The sequence below is a fragment of the Tropicimonas aquimaris genome (assembly GCF_042676185.1).
GTDB classification, from domain to species: domain Bacteria; phylum Pseudomonadota; class Alphaproteobacteria; order Rhodobacterales; family Rhodobacteraceae; genus Tropicimonas; species Tropicimonas aquimaris.
In genome coordinates, this window is record NZ_JBHTJT010000007.1 from 87460 (window position 1) to 106397 (window position 18938).

General features: G+C 68.5%; 19 protein-coding genes. 10 read left to right on the forward strand and 9 right to left on the reverse strand.

Annotated elements, in window-relative coordinates; all coding sequences use genetic code 11:
- Nucleotides 1-19: 19 nt before the first annotated feature.
- The 3 genes from rimO to ACFQ2S_RS04095 are packed head-to-tail and all read right to left on the reverse strand — an operon-like array spanning nt 20 to nt 2609.
- Nucleotides 20-1402, reverse strand: coding sequence for a 30S ribosomal protein S12 methylthiotransferase RimO (gene rimO, locus ACFQ2S_RS04085; RefSeq protein ID WP_386072936.1), 1383 nt, complete (start codon nt 1400-1402; stop codon nt 20-22).
- A gap of 48 nt (nt 1403-1450) precedes the next feature.
- Nucleotides 1451-1825, reverse strand: a complete 375-nt coding sequence (locus ACFQ2S_RS04090) for a hypothetical protein (protein ID WP_386072937.1) — start codon at nt 1823-1825, stop codon at nt 1451-1453.
- 46 nt (nt 1826-1871) lie between these two features.
- Nucleotides 1872-2609, reverse strand: a complete 738-nt coding sequence (locus ACFQ2S_RS04095; RefSeq protein WP_386072938.1) for a DUF599 domain-containing protein — start codon at nt 2607-2609, stop codon at nt 1872-1874.
- An 86-nt stretch (nt 2610-2695) separates the two neighbouring features.
- Between ACFQ2S_RS04095 and ACFQ2S_RS04100 the strand changes: the two genes are divergently transcribed.
- The 6 genes from ACFQ2S_RS04100 to ACFQ2S_RS04125 all read left to right on the forward strand — a co-directional run bounded on the left by ACFQ2S_RS04100 (nt 2696) and on the right by ACFQ2S_RS04125 (nt 9028).
- A complete protein-coding gene (locus tag ACFQ2S_RS04100; protein ID WP_386072940.1) occupies nt 2696-4129 on the forward strand; it encodes an FAD-linked oxidase C-terminal domain-containing protein in 1434 nt (477 codons plus the stop codon).
- A gap of 88 nt (nt 4130-4217) precedes the next feature.
- A complete protein-coding gene (locus ACFQ2S_RS04105; RefSeq protein WP_386073627.1) occupies nt 4218-5345 on the forward strand; it encodes an FAD-binding protein in 1128 nt (375 codons plus the stop codon).
- A 34-nt stretch (nt 5346-5379) separates the two neighbouring features.
- Nucleotides 5380-6675, forward strand: coding sequence for a glycolate oxidase subunit GlcF (gene glcF, locus ACFQ2S_RS04110; RefSeq protein WP_386072941.1), 1296 nt, complete (start codon nt 5380-5382; stop codon nt 6673-6675).
- 70 nt (nt 6676-6745) lie between these two features.
- Nucleotides 6746-7576 (forward strand): trypsin-like serine peptidase, encoded by an 831-nt coding sequence (locus tag ACFQ2S_RS04115; RefSeq protein WP_386072943.1) that lies wholly within the window; start codon nt 6746-6748, stop codon nt 7574-7576.
- A complete protein-coding gene (locus tag ACFQ2S_RS04120) occupies nt 7576-8412 on the forward strand; it encodes a trypsin-like serine peptidase (RefSeq protein WP_386072945.1) in 837 nt (278 codons plus the stop codon). The genes ACFQ2S_RS04115 and ACFQ2S_RS04120 overlap by 1 nt, the downstream gene beginning before the upstream one ends.
- A 157-nt stretch (nt 8413-8569) precedes the next feature.
- Nucleotides 8570-9028 carry an Hsp20 family protein gene (locus ACFQ2S_RS04125; protein WP_089230773.1) on the forward strand — a complete coding sequence of 153 codons (459 nt, stop codon included), beginning with the start codon at nt 8570-8572 and terminating at the stop codon, nt 9026-9028.
- A gap of 73 nt (nt 9029-9101) precedes the next feature.
- On the opposite strand, the gene ACFQ2S_RS04130 is transcribed toward ACFQ2S_RS04125, so the two are convergent.
- From ACFQ2S_RS04130 to ACFQ2S_RS04155, 6 genes are all read right to left on the reverse strand, one after another.
- Nucleotides 9102-10097 (reverse strand): FkbM family methyltransferase, encoded by a 996-nt coding sequence (locus tag ACFQ2S_RS04130; protein WP_386072947.1) that lies wholly within the window; start codon nt 10095-10097, stop codon nt 9102-9104.
- Between the two features lie 73 nt (nt 10098-10170).
- Nucleotides 10171-12153, reverse strand: a complete 1983-nt coding sequence (locus ACFQ2S_RS04135; protein WP_386072948.1) for a vWA domain-containing protein — start codon at nt 12151-12153, stop codon at nt 10171-10173.
- Nucleotides 12150-12686 carry an RNA polymerase sigma factor gene (locus ACFQ2S_RS04140; RefSeq protein ID WP_386072949.1) on the reverse strand — a complete coding sequence of 179 codons (537 nt, stop codon included), beginning with the start codon at nt 12684-12686 and terminating at the stop codon, nt 12150-12152. The genes ACFQ2S_RS04135 and ACFQ2S_RS04140 overlap by 4 nt, the downstream gene beginning before the upstream one ends.
- An 81-nt stretch (nt 12687-12767) precedes the next feature.
- Nucleotides 12768-13331 carry a DUF1523 family protein gene (locus ACFQ2S_RS04145; RefSeq protein WP_386072951.1) on the reverse strand — a complete coding sequence of 188 codons (564 nt, stop codon included), beginning with the start codon at nt 13329-13331 and terminating at the stop codon, nt 12768-12770.
- A 9-nt stretch (nt 13332-13340) separates the two neighbouring features.
- Nucleotides 13341-13607: a hypothetical protein gene (locus ACFQ2S_RS04150; protein WP_386072952.1), complete on the reverse strand. Its 267-nt coding sequence runs from the start codon at nt 13605-13607 to the stop codon at nt 13341-13343.
- 121 nt (nt 13608-13728) lie between these two features.
- The gene (locus ACFQ2S_RS04155) at nt 13729-13956 is read right to left on the reverse strand and encodes a hypothetical protein (protein WP_386072954.1); all 228 of its coding nucleotides are present in this window, start codon (nt 13954-13956) and stop codon (nt 13729-13731) included.
- Nucleotides 13957-14112: 156 nt separating this feature from the next.
- On the opposite strand from ACFQ2S_RS04155, the gene ACFQ2S_RS04160 reads away from it, so the two are divergent.
- The 4 genes from ACFQ2S_RS04160 to ACFQ2S_RS04175 all read left to right on the forward strand — a co-directional run bounded on the left by ACFQ2S_RS04160 (nt 14113) and on the right by ACFQ2S_RS04175 (nt 18915).
- Entirely contained in the window at nt 14113-15411 is a 1299-nt protein-coding gene (locus ACFQ2S_RS04160) for an acetylornithine deacetylase/succinyl-diaminopimelate desuccinylase family protein (protein ID WP_386072955.1), read from the forward strand.
- A 179-nt stretch (nt 15412-15590) separates the two neighbouring features.
- On the forward strand, nt 15591-16538 hold the full coding sequence (locus ACFQ2S_RS04165; RefSeq protein WP_089230781.1) for an ABC transporter permease: 948 nt from the start codon (nt 15591-15593) through the stop codon (nt 16536-16538).
- Nucleotides 16535-17356, forward strand: a complete 822-nt coding sequence (locus ACFQ2S_RS04170) for an ABC transporter permease (RefSeq protein ID WP_386072957.1) — start codon at nt 16535-16537, stop codon at nt 17354-17356. The genes ACFQ2S_RS04165 and ACFQ2S_RS04170 overlap by 4 nt, the downstream gene beginning before the upstream one ends.
- The gene (locus ACFQ2S_RS04175; RefSeq protein ID WP_386072959.1) at nt 17353-18915 is read left to right on the forward strand and encodes an ABC transporter ATP-binding protein; all 1563 of its coding nucleotides are present in this window, start codon (nt 17353-17355) and stop codon (nt 18913-18915) included. The genes ACFQ2S_RS04170 and ACFQ2S_RS04175 overlap by 4 nt, the downstream gene beginning before the upstream one ends.
- Nucleotides 18916-18938 lie beyond the last annotated feature (23 nt).

An 18938-nucleotide genomic window follows, 5' to 3' on the forward strand; every position in this document is an offset into this window, starting at 1 on the left:
CACGCGCCCTTCCGGAGCGCTACGGCACCAGCCGGCCCCAGAGGTCGTATTCGCTGGCCTCGTCGACCTCGACGGTGACGATGTCGCCCGGAGACAGCGCTGCATGGTCTTCGTCGATGAAGAGGTTGCCGTCGATCTCCGGCGCGTCCGCCCGGGTGCGGCAGGTGGCAGCGTCGTCCTCCACGAGGTCGACGATCACCTCCATGCGCTGTCCGACCTTGGCGGCGAGCTTGGCTTCCGAGATCGCCTGCGATTTCTCCATGAAGCGCTCCCACCGCTCCTGCTTGAGCTCTGCTGGCACATGGTCGGGCAGGTCGTTGGAGCGCGCGCCGTCGACATTCTCGTACTGGAAGCAGCCCACGCGATCCAGCTGAGCCTCGTCGAGCCAGTCGAGCAGGGTCTCGAACTCGGCCTCCGTCTCGCCTGGGTAGCCCACGATGAAGGTGGAGCGCAGCGTCAGCTCCGGGCAGATCGCGCGCCAGGCGGCGATCTCGTCCAGCGTCCTGGCCGCCGCGGCGGGCCGGGCCATGCGCTTCAGCGTGTCGGGGTGGGCGTGCTGGAACGGGATGTCCAGGTAGGGCAGCACGAGACCGTCGGCCATCAGCGGGATCAGGTCACGGACATGGGGGTAGGGGTAGACGTAGTGCAGCCGCACCCAGGCGCCGAACTGCCCCAGCTCGCGGGCGAGGTCGGTGATGTGGCTGCGCACCTCGCCGCCCTTCCAGGGATGGCTGTCGTGCTTGCGGTCGACGCCGTAGGCGGAGGTGTCCTGGCTGATGACCAGCAGCTCCTTGACCCCGTTCTCCACCAGCTTCTCGGCTTCGCGCAGCACCGCGTGGGCGGGGCGGCTGGCAAGGCGGCCGCGCATGTCGGGGATGATGCAGAACTTGCACTTGTGGTTACAGCCCTCGGAGATCTTGAGGTAACTGTAGTGGCGTGGCGTCAGCTTCACCCCGCTGGCCGGCATCAGGTCGATGAAGGGGTGCGGATCGGGCGGCACGGCGGCATGCACCGCGTCCAGCACCTGTTCGTACTGATGCGGGCCGGTCACCGCGAGCACCTTGGGATGCACGCCGGTGATGTATTCGGGCTCCGCGCCGAGGCAGCCGGTCACCAGCACCTTGCCGTTCTCCTTCAGCGCCTCGCCGATCGCCTCGAGGCTTTCGGCCTTGGCGCTGTCGAGGAAGCCGCAGGTGTTCACGATCACCGCGTCGGCGCCCGCGTAGTCGGGCGAGATGCCGTAGCCCTCGGCGCGCAGGCGCGTCAGGATGCGCTCGCTGTCGACCAGCGCCTTCGGGCAGCCGAGCGAGACCATGCCGATGGTCGGCTGGCCCGGACGGGCGGTTTGGGTCACCTGGGCGCGTGCCAGGTCGGGGCGGAGGTCGGGCGGGTTGCTGGACATGCTGGCGCATATAGCCGTGGCGTGCCGTCCGGGGAAGGGGCCAGTCGCTCAGTCGGCGAGACTCACCGGAAACAGCGTGCCTTCCCAGCCTCCGGTGAGGGTGCTGGCCTCGATCGCGACCTCGGTGATGCCGTCGGGGATCGTGACGTTGGACAGGCTGCGGGTGAAGGGCTGCTCTTCCACATGCGGGTGGACCAAGACGCGGGTGCCGAGGATGCGCCCGTCCGGCGCCCGGACGCGCCAGCCGTCGGCATAATCGTCCCAGCCGGTATCGGCATGGCGGAGGGTGACCGAGAAGGTCCAGGCGGGGCCGGAGCGGCGGGCTTCGACGGCTTCGATCACGGCGGGGTCGGCGAGGGCGGGGCCGGCGGCTAGGCCGAGGAAGAGCGCGGCGGCGCGGGAGAGGGGGAGGATGGAATGCATTGGGTCATCCTGCCATGTCGGCGGCATTTGACGGGTCACGATCACGTCACTCCGTGAGCTTTGCCCGCGGCTCGGGCGAGGCGGGGTCGAGATCATCGCGGCGGATCACGTCACGGCTGTGTGAGGCGAACTCGCGGCGCCAGATCACGAACAGCACGGCGAGTGCGCCTATCATCAGGCCAATTGGACCCGCCAGCCAGCCGACCGCGCTCAGCGAGAAGTAGATCGAGCGCATGCCGCGATTGAAGCTGCGGGAGGCGAGGATGTTGATCTCGGCGGCCTTCTGAGCGCGCGGATAGGTGCGCGGGTCCTCGGGGTCGTTGGGAACCGAGGCCATCAGCACCGCGCAATAGCCGAACTGCCGGTGCGACCAGACGAACTTGAGAAAGGCGCTCGTGAGGAAGAACAGGATCAGCAGGATCTTGATTTCCCACACCAGTTCCGGGGCCTGGCCGAGGGTCAGGTCGGTGGCGACGTCGCGCAGCGGCTCCGGGTTGCCGATCAGCGCCAGTCCGCCGCCGATGGCGATCATCGAGGAGGAGGCGAAGAAGATCGTGCCCTGCCGCAGCGAGTCGAGGATCGCGCTGTCGAAGATCCGCGGCTGGCGGGTCACCATCTCGCGCATCCAGTCCTCGCGGTAGGAACCCATCATGTTGGAAATGGACTCTCGATCGCGCATCGGATGCTCGATCCGCCAGCCAATACCGATCCAGGCGACGAAGAGCAGCGCCAGCGCCGCAGCGTCGAGCCAGGTAAACAGGCTCAAGGTTTCTTGGAGCAACATAGGCGGACCCTAGCGTTCTGATGGGCGCTTGCAATACGGTAAAATTGGTTCTAAAAACTGACCAATTGCGCCAGGGAGGACGCATCATGGAAATGCCCGCGCCGGATCCGAGGATCCTGTCCAGAAAGGATGCCGTGGTGCGCCGCCTGCAGGCGGTCCTGCCGCCGGATGCAGTCATTCACGACCCCGCAGAGACCCGCGCCTACGAGTGCGACGCGCTGACGGCCTATCGCTGCCCGCCGTTGGCAGCGGTTCTGCCCGCCTCGACCGAGGAAGTCGCGGCGGTGCTGCGGATCTGTCACGAGGAGGGAGTTCCGGTGGTGCCGCGCGGCGCGGGGACCTCGCTTGCAGGCGGGGCGCTGCCGACGGCCGATTGCGTGATTCTCGGCGTGGCGCGGATGACCGAGGTGCTCGAGACCGACTATGCCAACCGGTTCATCCGGGTGCAGACCGGCCGCACCAACCTGAGCGTGTCGGGCGCGGTCGAGGAGGAGGGATTTTTCTATGCGCCCGACCCGTCGAGCCAGCTCGCTTGCGCCATCGCCGGCAACGTCGCGATGAACTCGGGCGGGGCGCATTGCCTGAAATACGGGGTGACCACCAACAACCTGCTCGGGGTGACCATGGTGCTGATGGACGGCACGGTGGTCGAACTGGGCGGGGCGCATCTCGACGCGGCGGGCTACGACCTGCTCGGGCTGGTCTGCGGCTCCGAGGGGCAGCTTGGCGTCGTGACCGAGGCCACGCTGCGGATCCTGCACAAGCCGGAGGGCGCCCGGCCGGTGCTGATCGGCTTCGACAGCAACGAGGTGGCCGGCCATTGCGTGTCCGACATCATCAAGGCCGGGGTGCTGCCGGTGGCGATCGAGTTCATGGACCGGCCCTGCATTCGCGCCACCGAGGCCTTCGCCCATGCGGGCTACCCGGATTGCGAGGCGCTGCTCATCGTCGAGGTCGAGGGATCGGAGGCCGAGATCGACGCGCAGCTCGGGATGATCTCGCAGATCGCCCGCAAGCACGACCCGGTGGAACTGCGCGAGAGCGGCTCGGAGGAGGAGTCCGCGCGGATCTGGCTGGGGCGGAAGTCGGCCTTTGGTGCGATGGGGCAGATCAACGACTACATGTGCCTCGATGGCACGATCCCGGTCAGCGCGCTGCCGATGGTGCTGCGCCGGATCGGGGAGATGAGCCGCGAGTTCGGGCTGGACGTGGGCAACGTGTTCCATGCCGGCGACGGCAACATGCACCCCCTGATCCTTTACGATGCCAACAAGCCCGGCGACCTCGAGCTGTGCGAGCGTTTCGGGGCGGAGATCCTGAAGCTCTGCGTCGAGGTGGGCGGCTGCCTGACCGGCGAGCACGGCGTGGGGATCGAGAAGCGGGACCTGATGGTTCACCAGTACGGGGCCGAGGATCTGGAGATCCAGATGGCGGTGAAGGACGTGTTCGACCCGCACTGGCTGCTGAACCCGGCCAAGGTCTTTCCGCTGCAGGCGTCGCAAGGGCGGCGCGCGGCGTGAGGGGGCCGTTTGCCCCCTCTTTGCCTGACGGCAAATTCACCCCCAAGGATACTTCTGGACAGAAGACGCACGAGGTGCTGCGCGGATGATGACCCCGAAAAGCGAGCAGGAACTGGCAGAGGCAATCGCCGGGACCGACGCACCGGTGACGGTGCGTGGCGGCGGTACGCGGCCGATCGGGCGGGCCCTGCCGGGGCAGACCCTGTCGGTGGCGGAGATCTCCGGGATCACGCTTCACGAGCCGGGCGCGCTGACGCTGGTGGCGCAGGCCGGAACGCCGGTGGCCGAGATCGAGGCCGCTCTGGCGGCGGAAGGGCAGCGGCTGGCCTTCGAGCCGATGGATCATCGTGGCCTGCTCGGCACGACGGGAACGCCGACCATCGGCGGTGTCGTGGCGGCGAATGTCTCCGGACCGCGCCGTATCCAGGTCGGCGCCTGCCGGGACAGCCTGCTGGGAGTGCGGTTCGTCGACGGCGCCGGGCGGGTGCTGCGCAACGGCGGACGGGTGATGAAGAACGTGACCGGCTATGACCTGGTGAAGCTGATGGCTGGGAGCTACGGCACGCTCGGCGTGTTGACCGAGGTCAGTTTCAAGGTGCTGCCGGCGTCTGAGGCGTTCGGGACGTTGCGGCTTTATGGTCTGGACGATCGGCATGCGGTCGCGGCGATGTCAGCGGCGCTGGGCTCGCCCTGCGAGGTATCGGGAGCCGCGCATCTGCCCAGGGGCGCGGACGGGCGACCAGTGACGATGCTGCGGCTGGAGGGGTTCGCCGAGTCGGTTGCGTACCGGATGGGCGGGCTGCAGGCCCTGCTGGGGTCGTTCGGGGACGGCGAGATCGACAGGGACGCGGAAAGCGTGGCGGCCGCATGGCGCGCCATCCGGGATGTGGAAGCCTTTGCCGAACGGCCCGGGGACGTCTGGCGCGTCTCGGTTAAGCCCTCGGACGGGCCGGCCGTGGCCGAGGCGCTGGACGGGGCCGAGGTGATCTATGACTGGGGCGGCGGGCTGGTCTGGGCGCTGACCCCGGAGGGAACGGACGCGCGGGCGGCACTGGCCGGGATCGGCGGCCATGCCACGTTGGTACGGGCGTCGGAGGACACCCGCGCGCGGTTGACAGTGTTTCATCCGGAGTCCGCGCCGGTGGCGGCGCTCGCGGCCGGGCTGCGCGCGAAGTTCGATCCGCGCGGGGTGCTCAACCCCGGCTTGATGGGATGACAGCGCGCGGGCGCGACGGGACAGGACAGGCGGAATGCAGACAAACTTCACGGCCGAGCAACTGAGCGATCCCGGCATTGCCCGGGCTAACGAGATCCTGCGCGCCTGTGTGCATTGCGGGTTCTGCACGGCGACCTGCCCCAGCTACCAGGTGCTGGGCGACGAGCTCGATTCGCCCCGGGGGCGGATCTACCTGATCAAGGACATGCTGGAGAACGACCGGCCCGCGGATGCGCATACGGTCAAGCATCTCGACCGCTGCCTGAGCTGCCTTGCCTGCATGACCACTTGTCCCTCGGGCGTGCATTACATGCACCTGATCGACCATGCGCGAGAGCATGTCGAAAAGACCTATCGCCGGCCCTTCATGGACCGGATGCTGCGCGCGGTGCTGGCGCGGGTGATCCCATATCCGGGGCGGTTCCGGCTGGCGCTGCTGGGAGCCAAGATCGGGCGGCCGTTCTCCTTCCTGATGCCGGATGCCCGGCTCAAGGCGATGCTGGCGATGGCGCCGAAGCGCATCCCGCCGGTGAGCCGCAACGACGATCCGCAGGTCTTTGCGGCGAAGGGCGAGCGGCGCAAGCGGGTGGCGCTGATGACCGGCTGTGCGCAGCGGGCGCTCAACACCGACATCAACGACGCCACGATCCGGCTGCTGACGCGGCTGGGCTGCGAGGTCGTGGTAGCGCGCGGGCAGGGCTGCTGCGGGGCGGTGACCCATCACATGGGCAAGGCCGACGCGGCGATGGATGCGGCGGCCAAGAACATCGACGCCTGGATGGCGGAGATCCAGCACGGCGGGCTCGATGCGATCGTCATCAACACCTCGGGCTGCGGCACGACGGTCAAGGACTACGGCCACTTGTTCCGAAACGACCCGATGGCGGAGCCGGCTGCCAGGGTGAGCGCGCTGGCGCGCGACGTATCGGAGCTGCTGGTGGAGCTTGGGGTCGAGGCCGAACCGCCGGCGCCGCTGCGGGTCGCCTATCACGCCGCCTGTTCGCTGCAGCATGGCCAGCAGATCAAGACCCATCCCAAGACGCTGCTGAAGGCGGCGGGCTTCGAGGTGGTGGAGCCCGCGGATTCGCATCTCTGCTGCGGTTCGGCGGGCACCTACAACCTGCTGCAACCGGAGATCTCGGCAGAACTCAAGGCGCGCAAGGTCCGCACGCTGGAGGCAAAGGCGCCGGACGTGATCGCGGCCGGGAACATCGGCTGCATGATGCAGATCGGGTCGGGCACCGGGATTCCGGTGGTGCATACGGTCGAGCTGCTCGACTGGGCAACCGGCGGGCCGCGGCCTCCGGCATTGACACAGATCGGGGGCTGAAACGCGGGCGCGAACCGTGCCATATTCTCGCCAGACCCGATGGGTAGCGTCGCCGCAGGTTACTGGAGAGATGGTTTTGCGTTCGCTGTTTTGCCTGATTGCCCTGACATTCCTGACCCTTTCCGCGCCATTGCAGGCGCAGGACGCCTTTCAGCGCGCGAGTCGGCTGACCGAGCTTTCCACCGCGGATGCGACTCGCGGATGGGAGGCCGTGGGGCGGCTCGACATGGGGCCGGGGACCTTCTGCACCGGGGCGCTGATTTCGCCCGACCTCGTACTCACCGCCGCGCATTGCCTGTTCGACGCCGACACCGGCCGGCGCATTCCCGAGGAGCGCATCGAGTTCCTTGCCGGCTGGCGCAACGGCCGGGCGGAGGCCTATCGCGGGGTGCGGCGGACGGCGGTGCATCCGGACTACGATTTCGGCGAGCCGCGCAACGTGGCGCGGGTGGCTCGGGATCTGGCGCTGGTGCAGCTCGACCGGCCGATCCGCAGCGCGCGCATCAAACCCTTTGCCACCAGTTTCGAACTGGAGAAGGGCGCGGAGGTCGGCATCGTCTCCTACGCGGAGCACCGCTCCGAGGCGCCGTCGCTGCAGCAGGTCTGCCACGTGCTGGAACGGTTCGGCGGGGTGGTGATGCTGTCCTGCTCGGTCGATTTCGGCTCCTCCGGCGCGCCGATCTTCGCGGATGTCGACGGCGAACCGCAGATCGTCTCGGTGGTCTCGTCCAAGGCCGAGGCCAAGGGCGAACCGGTGGCGCTGGCTGGCGAGCTGCGCCCCTCCATCCAGGAACTGCGCGAGGCCCTGCAGGATTCGCCCGACAACGTGATGAATCGCGGAAATGCGCTGGGTACGGGGCGCGATGACGGGCGGCTCGGCGCGAAGTTCGTCAAGCCGTGATGCGGGGCGGGCTCCGCACCCTGCTGGTGGCGGCCGCGCTGGCCGCCGCGGGCGGTGTCGCGGTGGCCGATACCGGGCTGAAGCGCCTCACCCTGCGGCAGGACAGCCTCGGCTGGGAGGCGGTCGGCCGGCTCGACCTCGGCGGCAGCGGCTTCTGTACCGGGGTGCTGATCGAAACCGATCTGGTGCTGACGGCGGCCCATTGCCTTGTCGATGGGGCCACCGGCGCGCGGCGCGATCCGCGGCAGCTGACCTTTCGGGCCGGGTTGCGCGACGGCGAGGCCATCGCCGTGCGGGCCGGGGCCCGCGCGGTGCTGCATCCCGGATACGATCCGCAGGATCGCGACGGGCTGCGGCAGCTCCTTGCCGACGTGGCGCTGCTCGAGCTGGAACGCCCGATCCCGGCCGCCACCGCGGCGCCCTTCGTGACGGGTTCCACGGTCGGCGCGGGCGGTACTGTGAGCCTCGTCTCCTTTGCCACAGGGCGGGAGGAGGCGCTGAGCTGGCAGCGCGCCTGCGCGGTTCTGGGGCGCGGGCAGGGCGCGCTGCTCTTCACCTGCGACGCGAATTTCGGCTCGTCGGGAGCTCCGGTCTTCGAGACCTCCTCGGGACGCGCGCGGATCGTGTCGGTGGTCTCGCGCGGCTCCCGGGAGAACGGAGAGATCCGGGTCTTCGGTCCGGAGATCGCGGCGCCGCTGGCCGAAGTGCGCCGGGCCCTGCGCGAGGGGCGCGGGGTCTGGCCGGAGACGGGTTTCGTGGCGCGCCGGCTCACGGCGCCGACCGGCGGGACGCTCCAGCGCAACCACGACACCGGCGCCAGGTTCCTGAAACCCTGAGATAATTCCCGGCGGCCCGAGGTCTTGAAATGCCGCGGGAGGGTGCACACATTTCTCTCGTCCGGATGCCGACGTCGGGTCCGGACACTCCAATCGGCGTCCGTCCGACACACCGGAGGGCGCACCACACAGACATCGCTCAAGAGAGGATGACCAGATGCGTACACTTGATTTTGCACCGCTTTACCGTGCCACCGTCGGCTTCGACCGTATCGCCGACATGATGGACCGGGTCATGGAAACCGAGGTTTCCGCCCCGACCTATCCGCCCTACAACATCGAGAAGATCGACGAGAATGCCTATCGCATCTCGGTTGCCGTGGCGGGCTTCGCTGAATCCGAACTCAACGTCGAGGTGAAGGAAGGCGCCCTGATCGTCTCTGCCCGCAAGGCCGAGGACGACAAGGAGCGGACGTTCCTGCATCGCGGCATCGCCACCCGCGCCTTCGAGCGCCGCTTCCAGCTGGCCGACCACGTCCGTGTCTCTGGTGCCAGCCATGTGGACGGCATGCTGCACATTGACCTGGTGCGCGAAGTGCCTGAGGCGTTGAAACCGCGCCGGATCGAGATCACCAACGGCAAGAAGGCCATCGAGGCCGAGACCGTCGAGGTCTGATCCCTCCGAATCAGACAGAACGACCTTCGGGGCGCGTCGCCAGCGGGCGGCGCGCCCTTTCTGTTCGGGCCTGTCAGGCGCTGCGATCGAAGAGCAGCACCTGGCCCATGCCGCAATCGGTGTCGATCACGAAGCCTTCGGAGATCAGCCGCCCGAGGATCGCGGTATGGGTGGCCTTGTCGACCAACGACGGGTGGAACTCGACCAGCAGCCGGTCGATCCCCGCGAGGTCGAGCCGGGCGAGGATGTCGTATTCCGCGCCTTCGATATCCATGATCAGGAAGCTCGGCGCAAAAGCGGCGATGGCCCGCGCGCCATCGACCCCCGGCACTTCGACGCTGCCGGCGTCGCCTTCGTCTAGCAGTGAGGCGGCCCAGAAACCGCGCTGGCTGAGGGCGAGCCGCACCGGCCCGTCGCTTGCCCCGTAGGCGGCATGTTCGAGCTCGAAGGAGATACCGTTGAGTGCGCGGTTCTGCTCGATCACCGGGATCAGGCGCGGGTTTGCCTCTGCCGAGCGCCACTGGATGCCCTGTTGCCCCGAGAGCGTCGCGCAGGCGACGTAGCCAAGCCCTGCACCGAGTTCCAGCACTCGGTCGCCCGGGCGCAGCGCGTGGCGGGCCATCGCGACCTCGTGGGATTCGTAGCTGCCGCCGGCCAGTCCGCGCAGCACCCGCGGTTCGACGGCCGCACGCGGCACGGCGAGGGTCACGCCATCCATGGCGATCCTGCCGCCCTTCCAGGCTTCCAGGAAGCGCTCGATCCAGATCGGCCCGTTCGAGGCGACACCGGCCGCTTCGAGTTGGTCGCAGATGGCGTCGATCCCGGCGGCATCGCCCCGCTCGACCTGCAGGCGCAGCAGCGCCTGGAGGATGCCGGCCTTCGCGGGGCTGTCCTCCAGCTCGCGCTCGAGCCCCGCTATCGCGGCCTCGGGGTCGGTCTCGGCCAGCAGTTCCAAACGTGCGAGCCGCTGCCAGGGCTTGGCGTTCGCCGCCTTGCCGGCCGCCTCGATGCGCTGGCGCCGCAGGCGCGTCGGAAGAGAGTTCTGCTGGAGCAGGGCGGGAATGACCATGGCGGCGAATCCTGTGTCGGCGTCGCTCCTTTAAACGAGCGGGCCGCTGGGGATGCAAGCGGCCCGCTGGGGGCTACCGCGCCGCGTCCAGCGTCTCGGCCAGCCGCATCAGCCGGAGCGCCTCGCTGCGGTAGCCGAACCGGTCCTCGCCGCGGGCGCTCTCGGCCAGGGCGATGGCGTCGCCCCAGGACCAATCGCCGGTATAGAGCCCGTCGCGCAGGAGCTGGCCGAAGCCGGCGATGGCGATGGCGAAACGGGCCTCGGCGTCGGCCTCCTGCGCCTCTGCCGCAATCGGGGTCTCGATGAGCTGGCTCGCGGCCTCGCCCGGGGCCTTGTAGCGTAGCCGCAGGAAGCCCAGCTCGCCGTCGGCTGCCTCCACTGGCGTCTCCGCGCCATAGCGCAGCGGATCGTTGAGCACGGCAGGCGACCCCACGGGTGTGACCTCGTAGAGCGCGGTTACCTGGTGACCTGCACCGATTTCTCCGGCATCGACGCGGTCGTTGTTGAAATCCTCGCGCCGCAGCGCGCGGGTTTCGTATCCGATCAGCCGGTATTCGGCGACCTCGGCGGGGTTGAACTCGAGCTGGATCTTGACGTCCTCGGCGATCGGGAAGAGCTGGCCCGTCAGCTGGTCCACCAGCACCTTCTGGGCTTCGGCGATGGTGTCGATATAGGCGGCCTGCCCGTTGCCGTTCTGCGCCAGCGCCTGCATCAGCGCGTCGTTCAGGTTGCCGCGCCCGAACCCGAGGACGGAGAGGTAGATTCCGTCCTCACGCTTGCGCGCCACGTCGGCCTTGAGCGACTCCGGGTCCGAGGGACCAACGTTGAAGTCGCCGTCCGTCGCAAGGATCACCCGCGTCACCTCGCCCTCGCCCGCCATGCCGCGCGCGACCTCGTAGGCCTGGTCGAGCCCAGCCTGCCCGGCGGTCGAGCCGCCGGCCTCGAGCCGGTCCAGCGCGCCGAGGATGGCGGCGCGGTCGCTTGCTGGCGTGGGCGCCAGCACCTCGCCCGCGCTGCCGGCATAGGTCACGATCGCCACCTGGTCCTCGGGGTGGAGCTGGCCCAGCATCAGCCGGAAGGATTGCGCGAGCAGCCCCAGCCGGTCCGGGCCCTGCATCGAGCCGGAGGTGTCGATCAGGAACACCAGGTTCAGCGGCGGCCGGGCCTCGGTCTCGGGCATCACGCCCTGCAGGCCGATCTGCAGGATCCGCGTGTCCGGGTTCCAGGGTGTCGGGCTGAGCGACGTCGAGACGGAGAACGGAGCGCCGCCGGGCGACGGGGCGGGGTAGGCATAGGGGAAGTAGTTCACCATCTCCTCGATCCGGACGGCGTCGGGCGGTGGCAACTGGCCGTTCATCAGCGAGGAGCGAACGATCGACAAGGAGGCGGTGTCCACGTCGACCGAGAAGGTCGAGACGGGCTCCTCCGTCGTGACCTTGACCGGGTTCGCCTCGGCATTCGCGAAGGCTTCCGTGTCCGTCGCCGGCGCGAGCCGTAAGGTTGCGTCCATATCCGCCGCCATCTTGGCCGCGGCGGGGGCTTCCGCCCGCAAGGCGGTGGTCGCGGCCATCGGCGCGGCGACTTCGGCCATCGGCGCGGGCATGGCCTCGTCCGCGAGCGGGGCGAGCCCGATCGTGTCGGCAGGGGGCGCGGGTTCGGGTGCGGCGCCGCGGCGCGCGAGGGCGTCGCTCTCCGCAAGGGCTTCGCTCTCCTGTTCGGGCTGGCCGAGCTGCACCGGCTGCCTGAGCGTTTCCGGCGGCAGCACGAGGAACAGCGCGAGCCCGGCCGTTACCAGTCCGGTCGTCGCGGCCAGCCCGGCGCGCGTGGTCATTGCATGGAACATCGTCTCACCTCCGTCGATCAGTCGCGCGATCCATCCGCGCTCGGAGGTGGGACGGGCAGAGGCGGCGTTTTCTTGGCGGCTGGTTTCAAACCCGGTGTCGAATTCCGCGTCGAAACGGGCCATCGCCGCACCGAGATCGGCGGCCTTGCGGGCCGATTCGGGGGCGGGCGTGGATTTGAGGGCCTTGCGCAGGCGGTCGAGATCGTCGGTCATTCCATATCCTCCGCGGCGCGGGCGCGCAGAGCCTTCTTCACCTCCGACATGCGCCAGGCGACAGTGCCCTCGGAGAGGCCGAGCACGCTGGCGGCCTCGGCCTGGGTCAACTCCTCGGCAAGGATCAGAACGGCGGTGTCGCGCAGGTCGGGTTTCAACGTGGCCATGGCCTCGGCCAGCCAGTCGGTGGCGGCGCGGCTCTCGCTGTCGGCAGCGCGGCGGGCGACTTCCCAGTCGCCCCAGCCGTCGGCGGCGCGGGCGTGGCTTGCGGAGCGTCGGCGGCGGTCGTGGGCGGCGTTCACCGCGACCCGGTAGAGCCAGGTGGTGAACCGAGCCTCGCCGCGAAAGCCGCGCAACTTGGCGGGCAGCGCAAGGCAAATGTCCTGGGTCAGGTCTTCGGCCTCGGCCCGATGCCCGGTCAGGCGCATCGAAAACGCGAAAAGCCGGTCGTAATACCGCCCGAGCAGGGCGGAAAAGGCATCGCGGTCGCCTCCTGCGGCGGCCCGGGCCAAGGCTTCGTCATCGGTCATCATGCGCATGTCACCAGGTATGACGCGGCCCGGACGCCGATCCTTGGGAGGCCGGCCACGATTTCTCGCCGCCGGCCGGAAGGGTCACTCGCCGTCGAGCAGCGGGTCGATCCGGTTGGCCCTGAACTTGCGCCAGCGCGACCAGATCGCGAGCCACAGGCAGCCCAGCACGACGAGGATGGAGATCGACACCCAGGGAATGATCCGGACATCGGGCCCCTCGACCGGCTTCACGCTGATCGCGTTGGGGTAGATCGAGAAATACTGGTTGCGCCAGCCGTATCGCTTGATCGCCACCCACTTCGGGGTCTCCTGCGTCGAGCGCAGGTCGGTTGCCCTTGTGTGCAGGTTCGAGGTGTTGAACTTGAAATAGGGCGGCCAGCCCCAGCCGGTGTCCTCGTTGCGATAGACCATGTCCTTGCCGCTCGGCTTCTTTGCATTGATGAAATGGACATCGCGGCTCGGAATGCCGGTGGCGTCGCCGGTGTTGGAATCCGCCCAGAAGATCGAGTTCTCGCCGTAGTCGATCCGGCGCACCTCGGTATCGACGATCCGCACGACGTCATTGCGCGGCAGGGTGTAATGCAGGAAGGAGCCGACAATGGCGAGGATCACCAGCCAGAAGGTCCATTTGATGTAGTACCACATGGGGTAGCCTCATCTGTAATTCGTGAAGTAGATGATGGTGCCGATGAGCAGGATCGGCACGATGTAGACGCCCAGAATGAGCTTGCGGCGCAGCGACGAGTCGTAGGCCTCCAGCCCGTCCCGCACGAAGGCCTCCCGGTCGCCCTCGCCGATCTCCTCGTCCCATTCCCGCTCCAGCTTCTCGCGCCGGACGGAGCGCGAGTAGAGCGAAAGGCTGACATAAACCACGGTCAGCGCCACGAAGAGGATCAGCAGGAGTTTTGCCAGCGCAGCCATTCGGTTCTTGTCCCACCTTCCCGTCGTGGTCGATCCCGGGGGCGCATCGGGCCCCGTTTCTTCCCTGATACCGCGCTTGTGGCCGTTGCGCGATACCGGATTTCCCAAAAGGCAGGCTGTCTTAGCCTTCAGAACGCCGTCCGCGGGCGAGCAACCGTCGCAGCGTGAGCAAGAGCCAGCGCAACGCCAGCACAAGGCTCACCGCCAGTATCCAGCCCAGGGCCACGTCGACGGCATGGAGCGCCGCGGCGAGGGCCGGGTCGTCCGCGCCGACATGGTGCCCGGCGAGCCAGCGCAGGCCAAATCCCCCGGCCATGAGCCCGCTCAGGGCCTTCTGCTTCCAGTTCATCTGTCCTCGCAGGGGGCAGTTCCGGCCGGCACCATATCCTGCGCCCCGGGGAAGGTCATCGGCGATCTGGGCTGTCCCCGCGGCAGGGACTCTGCAGGGGCGCGTCGCCCCACATGCCCCATTGTCGACGGCGCGGGCCGGGACTAGCCTCCGCCCATGGCTCAAGACATCGAAACCAGACTGGTCGCTGCAATCGCCGCGCGCAGGGACTCCCTGATCGCCCTAACGCAGGACCTGATCCGCATCCCGACGCTCAACCCGCCAGGGCGTAACTACCGGGAAATCTGCGACTATCTCGACGGGCGACTTTCGGGATCTGGGTTCACGGTCGAACTGATCCGGGCCGAGGGCGCGCTGGCCGACAGCGACGCGCATCCGCGCTGGAACATCATCGCCCGGCGCGAGGGTCGGCGGGCGGGCGAGACGGTCCATTTCAACTCCCACCACGACGTGGTGGAGGTCGGCAACGGCTGGTCGGTCGACCCGTTCGGCGGCGACCTGATCGACGGGCGCGTCTATGGCCGCGGGGCCTGCGACATGAAGGGGGGGCTGGCGGCGTCAATCATAGCTGCCGAAGCCTTCATCTCGACCTGCCCGGATTTCGCCGGTGCAGTGGAGATCTCCGCCACCGCCGACGAGGAATCCGGGGGCTACGGCGGCGTCGCCTACCTGGCGGAGAAGGGCTGGTTCCACCCGTCGCGCGTGCAGCACGTCATCATCCCCGAGCCGCTCAACAAGGACCGGATCTGCCTCGGCCATCGCGGTGTCTGGTGGGCGGAGATCGAGACCAAGGGGCGGATCGCTCACGGCTCGATGCCGTTCCTCGGCGACTGCGCCGTGCGCCACATGGGGGCGGTCCTCGCCGAGATGGAGGCGACGCTCTTCCCGCTGCTCGCCAGCAAGCGGACGGCGATGCCGGTCGTGCCCGATGGGGCCAAACAATCCACGCTGAACATCAACGCCATCCATGGCGGCGAACCGGAGCAGGACCCTGATTACACGGGCCTGCCGGCGCCCTGTGTTCCCGACCGCTGCCGGATCACCATCGACCGGCGCTTCCTGATCGAGGAGGACATTGCCGAGGTGAAGGCCGAGGTGAGCGCAATGCTGGAACGGGTCAAGGCGGAACGGCCGAGTTTCGACTACGAGATCCGGGATCTCTTCGAGGTCCAGCCCAGCATGACCGCAGAGGACGCCCCGGTGGTTCGAACGGTGGCCCGGGCGATCGAGAAGGTGCTCGCGACGCGCCCCGAATACGTTGTCAGCCCCGGCACCTACGACCAGAAACACATCGACCGCATCGGCCGGCTCAAGAACTGCATCGCCTACGGCCCGGGAATTCTCGACCTTGCGCACCAGCCCGACGAGTGGGTCGGCGTGCAGGACATGGTGGACAGCGCCACGGTGATGGCGCTGACCCTGGCCGAACTGCTCCTGCCGGACGCGGGCGCATGAGGCGCCTGCGGGGCGGTCGCGCCTGTTCGGGGTGGCCCGCGCGGGCTTGCGGCGCGGGGTGTGGGTATTTGATCCAAGAAGAGGGCGCGGCTTTATCTTCTTGGCGAAAATACCCAAATCCGACCGTGCCGGCTCACGCGGCGTTTGAATGATGCTCCGAAATCCTTAGGCTCCGCCGCATGGTCCATTATGCCGCCACGCGTCTTGTCTCGCTCGCCCTGTCGCTGATCGCGGCGAGCCTGGTGATCTTTGCGGTGGTGGAAGTCATTCCCGGCGATCCCGCCGCCTACATGCTGGGGCTCAATGCTTCGCCCGAGGCGGTTGAGGCGCTTCGGCGGGATCTCGGGCTGACCGGGGGGCTGGTCGAGCGCTATCTCTCCTGGGCGGGGGGGATGCTGCGCGGTGATTTCGGCACCTCCTACACCTATCGTGTGCCGGTGGCCGAACTGGTGGTACAGCGGCTCGGCGTCTCGCTGCCGCTGGCGCTTTACGCGCTCGCGCTCTCGACCCTGATTGCCCTGCCAATCGGGATGCTGGCGGCAGCGCGGCGGGGGCGGGCTGTCGACTACGGCATCATGGGGGTGACGCAGCTTGGCATCGCAGTGCCGAACTTCTGGTTCGCGATGCTGCTGGTCGTGCTGCTGGCGATCACATGGCAGGTCTTTCCCGCCGGCGGCTTTCCCGGCTGGGACGCCGGGGTCGGGCCGGCGCTTCGGGCGCTCACCCTGCCGGCGGTGGCGCTGGCGCTGCCGCAGGCCTCGATCCTCGCCCGCGTGATGCGCTCGGCGCTGATCGACACGCTGGGGCAGGACTATATCCGGACGGCGCGGGCCAAGGGGCTGTCGGAAGGGCAGGCGATCCGCAACCACGGGGTGCGCAACGCGCTGATCCCCGTTCTTACGATCATCGGGCTGCAGTTTTCCTTCCTGCTGGCCGGGGCGATCATCATCGAAAAGGTCTTCTTCCTGCCCGGGCTCGGGCTGCTGATCTTCCAGGGGATCACGCAGCGTGACCTGGTGGTGGTGGAATCAGTGGTGATGCTGCTGGTCTTCGCGGTGATCGTGGTGACCTTCCTCGTCGATCTCGCCTACGCGGCGGTCGACCCGCGGCTGAGGCACGGGCGATGAGGGTGCCGGTGCAGCTGGTTCTCGGGGCGACGCTCTTCGCGCTGTTCCTCGGCGCGGCGCTCCTGTCGCTGGTCTGGACACCCTTCCCGGTGACCGATCTCGACATCGCGGCCAAGCTGGCTCCTCCGGGGGGCGGGCACCTGCTCGGCACCGATCACCTCGGGCGCGACATGCTCTCGATGCTGATGGCCGGCGCGCGCACCTCGATCGCCGTGGCGCTAGTGGCCGTCGGCATCGGCATCCTGCTCGGCGTGCCGCTTGGGCTGGCGGCTGCGGCGCGGCGCGGTTCGCTGCTCGACGAGGTGATCATGCGCGGCAACGACCTGATCTTCGCCTTTCCCTCGCTGGTGATCGCGATCCTGATCACCGCGGTCTTCGGCCCCTCGGCGCTCAACGCGATCTTGGCCATAGGGATCTTCAACATCCCCGTCTTCGCCCGCGTGGCGCGGGGAGCGGCGCTGACTGTCTGGCCGCGGGAGTTCATCCTGGCGGCAAGGGTGGCGGGCAAGGGCGCGGCGCTGATCTCGGCCGAGCATATCCTGCCCAACATCGCCAATCTGCTGGTGGTGCAGGGAACGATCCAGTTTTCGATGGGCGTTCTCGCCGAGGCCGGGCTCTCCTATGTCGGTCTTGGCGCGCAGCCACCGACTCCCTCCTGGGGGCGGATGCTGGCCGATGCGCAGACCTTTTTCTACAGCTACCCGCGGCTCGCGATCCTGCCGGGACTCTGCATCGTGCTGACAGTGCTGGGGCTGAACCTGATGGGGGACGGGCTGCGCGACCTGCTCGACCCGCGGCTTCGGAGGAACGTCCGGTGATCGCACTGGAGGGGGTCTCTGTCGGGATTGGCGGCGCGCCGATCCTGCGCGATGTCTCGCTCGCTCTGGAGGCCGGGCGGATCCTCGGGCTGGTCGGCGAGAGCGGTTCGGGCAAGTCGATGACGGCACTCTCGGTGATGCGGTTGCTGCCGCAGGGAGCCGCGCTCGGGGGCAGGGTGCTGCTCGACGGGCGCGAGCTGACGGCGCTTTCGGAGCGGCAGATGTGCGCGGTGCGCGGCGCCGAGGTCGGGATGATTTTCCAGGAGCCGATGACGGCGCTGAACCCGGTGCAATGCATCGGCGACCAGGTGGCCGAGACTCTGCTGGTGCATGGCGCCGCCGGCCGGTCGGAAGCGGCGTCGATCGCCCGGGAGCGGCTGGCCCGCGTCGGGCTCTCGCCGGACAGGTTCCCGCTCGGGCGATATCCGCACGAATTGTCCGGCGGGCAGAGGCAGCGGGTCTGCATTGCGCTGGCCGTCGCGCTCCGGCCGAAATTGCTGATCGCCGACGAGCCGACAACCGCGCTCGACGTGACCACGCAGGCACAGATCCTGTCGCTGATACGCGAACTGGTGCGCGAGGAGGGGATGGCCTGCCTGTTCATCACCCATGACCTCGCCGTGGTCGCGGAGATGGCCGACGAGGTGGCGGTGATGAAGGCGGGCGAAGTGGTGGAGCACGGCGCCGCCGCACGCCTGCTACGCGAGATGCGCCATCCCTACACCCGCGCGCTCTTCGAGGCCTCGCGGCACCGGCCGGAGCGGGCCGTGCGGGATACCGGCGCGCCGCTGCTCGAGGTGCGAAAGGCGGTGCGGGACTATCCATTGAGTCGGACGCGACTCTTCGGGCCGAGGCCTTCCTTTCGCGCGGTGGACGGGGTGAACTTCACCCTTGCGCAGGGCGAGAGCCTGGGACTGGTGGGCGAATCCGGTTGCGGGAAGTCGACTCTGACCCGCGCGATCCTCGGGCTCGAGGCCCTGCAGGGGGGCGAGATCCGGCTCGACGGGGCCGAGGTCTCTCCGGGGATGCCGGCGGAGCTGCGGCGGCGGATGCAGGTGGTGTTCCAGGACCCCTACGGCAGCTTCAACCCGCGGCACCGGGTCGGGCGGATCCTGTCGGAGCCGTTTCACCTGACCGGGCGGCCGGAGGATGCGGAGGCGCGGATCGCCGAGGTGCTGCGGGACGTAGGGTTGCGTGTGGAAGACTCGGAGAAGTTTCCGCACGAGTTCTCCGGTGGGCAGCGGCAGCGGATCGCGATAGCGCGGGCGCTGATCACTCGGCCGGAGCTGATCGTGCTGGACGAGGCGGTCTCGGCGCTCGATGTTTCGATCCGGGCGCAGATCCTCGATCTGCTGGCCGACCTGCAGGCGCGCTTTGGGCTGAGCTACCTGTTCATCTCGCACGACCTGACGGTGGTGCGGGCGATCACCGACCGGGTTCTGGTGATGCGGGCGGGCAGGATCGTGGAAGCGGGGCCCACCGAGGCGGTGTTTTCCGCGCCGGAGCATGAGTATACGCGAACGCTGCTGGCGGCGGCGCCGGTTCTGCCGGCGGCCTGAACACCGTGGTCGGCGCCGGGGGG

Coding starts and splice junctions, on each gene's coding strand:
- glcF (WP_386072941.1), top strand. CDS start 5,380: ATGCAGACAAACTTCACGGCCGAGCAACTGAGCGATCCCGGCATTGCC.
- ACFQ2S_RS04130 (WP_386072947.1), bottom strand. CDS start 10,097: ATGGTCATTCCCGCCCTGCTCCAGCAGAACTCTCTTCCGACGCGCCTG.
- ACFQ2S_RS04160 (WP_386072955.1), top strand. CDS start 14,113: ATGGCTCAAGACATCGAAACCAGACTGGTCGCTGCAATCGCCGCGCGC.
- ACFQ2S_RS04115 (WP_386072943.1), top strand. CDS start 6,746: ATGGTTTTGCGTTCGCTGTTTTGCCTGATTGCCCTGACATTCCTGACC.
- ACFQ2S_RS04105 (WP_386073627.1), top strand. CDS start 4,218: ATGACCCCGAAAAGCGAGCAGGAACTGGCAGAGGCAATCGCCGGGACC.
- rimO (WP_386072936.1), bottom strand. CDS start 1,402: ATGTCCAGCAACCCGCCCGACCTCCGCCCCGACCTGGCACGCGCCCAG.
- ACFQ2S_RS04145 (WP_386072951.1), bottom strand. CDS start 13,331: ATGTGGTACTACATCAAATGGACCTTCTGGCTGGTGATCCTCGCCATT.
- ACFQ2S_RS04170 (WP_386072957.1), top strand. CDS start 16,535: ATGAGGGTGCCGGTGCAGCTGGTTCTCGGGGCGACGCTCTTCGCGCTG.
- ACFQ2S_RS04150 (WP_386072952.1), bottom strand. CDS start 13,607: ATGGCTGCGCTGGCAAAACTCCTGCTGATCCTCTTCGTGGCGCTGACC.
- ACFQ2S_RS04165 (WP_089230781.1), top strand. CDS start 15,591: ATGGTCCATTATGCCGCCACGCGTCTTGTCTCGCTCGCCCTGTCGCTG.
- ACFQ2S_RS04120 (WP_386072945.1), top strand. CDS start 7,576: ATGCGGGGCGGGCTCCGCACCCTGCTGGTGGCGGCCGCGCTGGCCGCC.
- ACFQ2S_RS04090 (WP_386072937.1), bottom strand. CDS start 1,825: ATGCATTCCATCCTCCCCCTCTCCCGCGCCGCCGCGCTCTTCCTCGGC.
- ACFQ2S_RS04125 (WP_089230773.1), top strand. CDS start 8,570: ATGCGTACACTTGATTTTGCACCGCTTTACCGTGCCACCGTCGGCTTC.
- ACFQ2S_RS04095 (WP_386072938.1), bottom strand. CDS start 2,609: ATGTTGCTCCAAGAAACCTTGAGCCTGTTTACCTGGCTCGACGCTGCG.
- ACFQ2S_RS04135 (WP_386072948.1), bottom strand. CDS start 12,153: ATGACCGACGATCTCGACCGCCTGCGCAAGGCCCTCAAATCCACGCCC.
- ACFQ2S_RS04140 (WP_386072949.1), bottom strand. CDS start 12,686: ATGATGACCGATGACGAAGCCTTGGCCCGGGCCGCCGCAGGAGGCGAC.
- ACFQ2S_RS04100 (WP_386072940.1), top strand. CDS start 2,696: ATGGAAATGCCCGCGCCGGATCCGAGGATCCTGTCCAGAAAGGATGCC.
- ACFQ2S_RS04155 (WP_386072954.1), bottom strand. CDS start 13,956: ATGAACTGGAAGCAGAAGGCCCTGAGCGGGCTCATGGCCGGGGGATTT.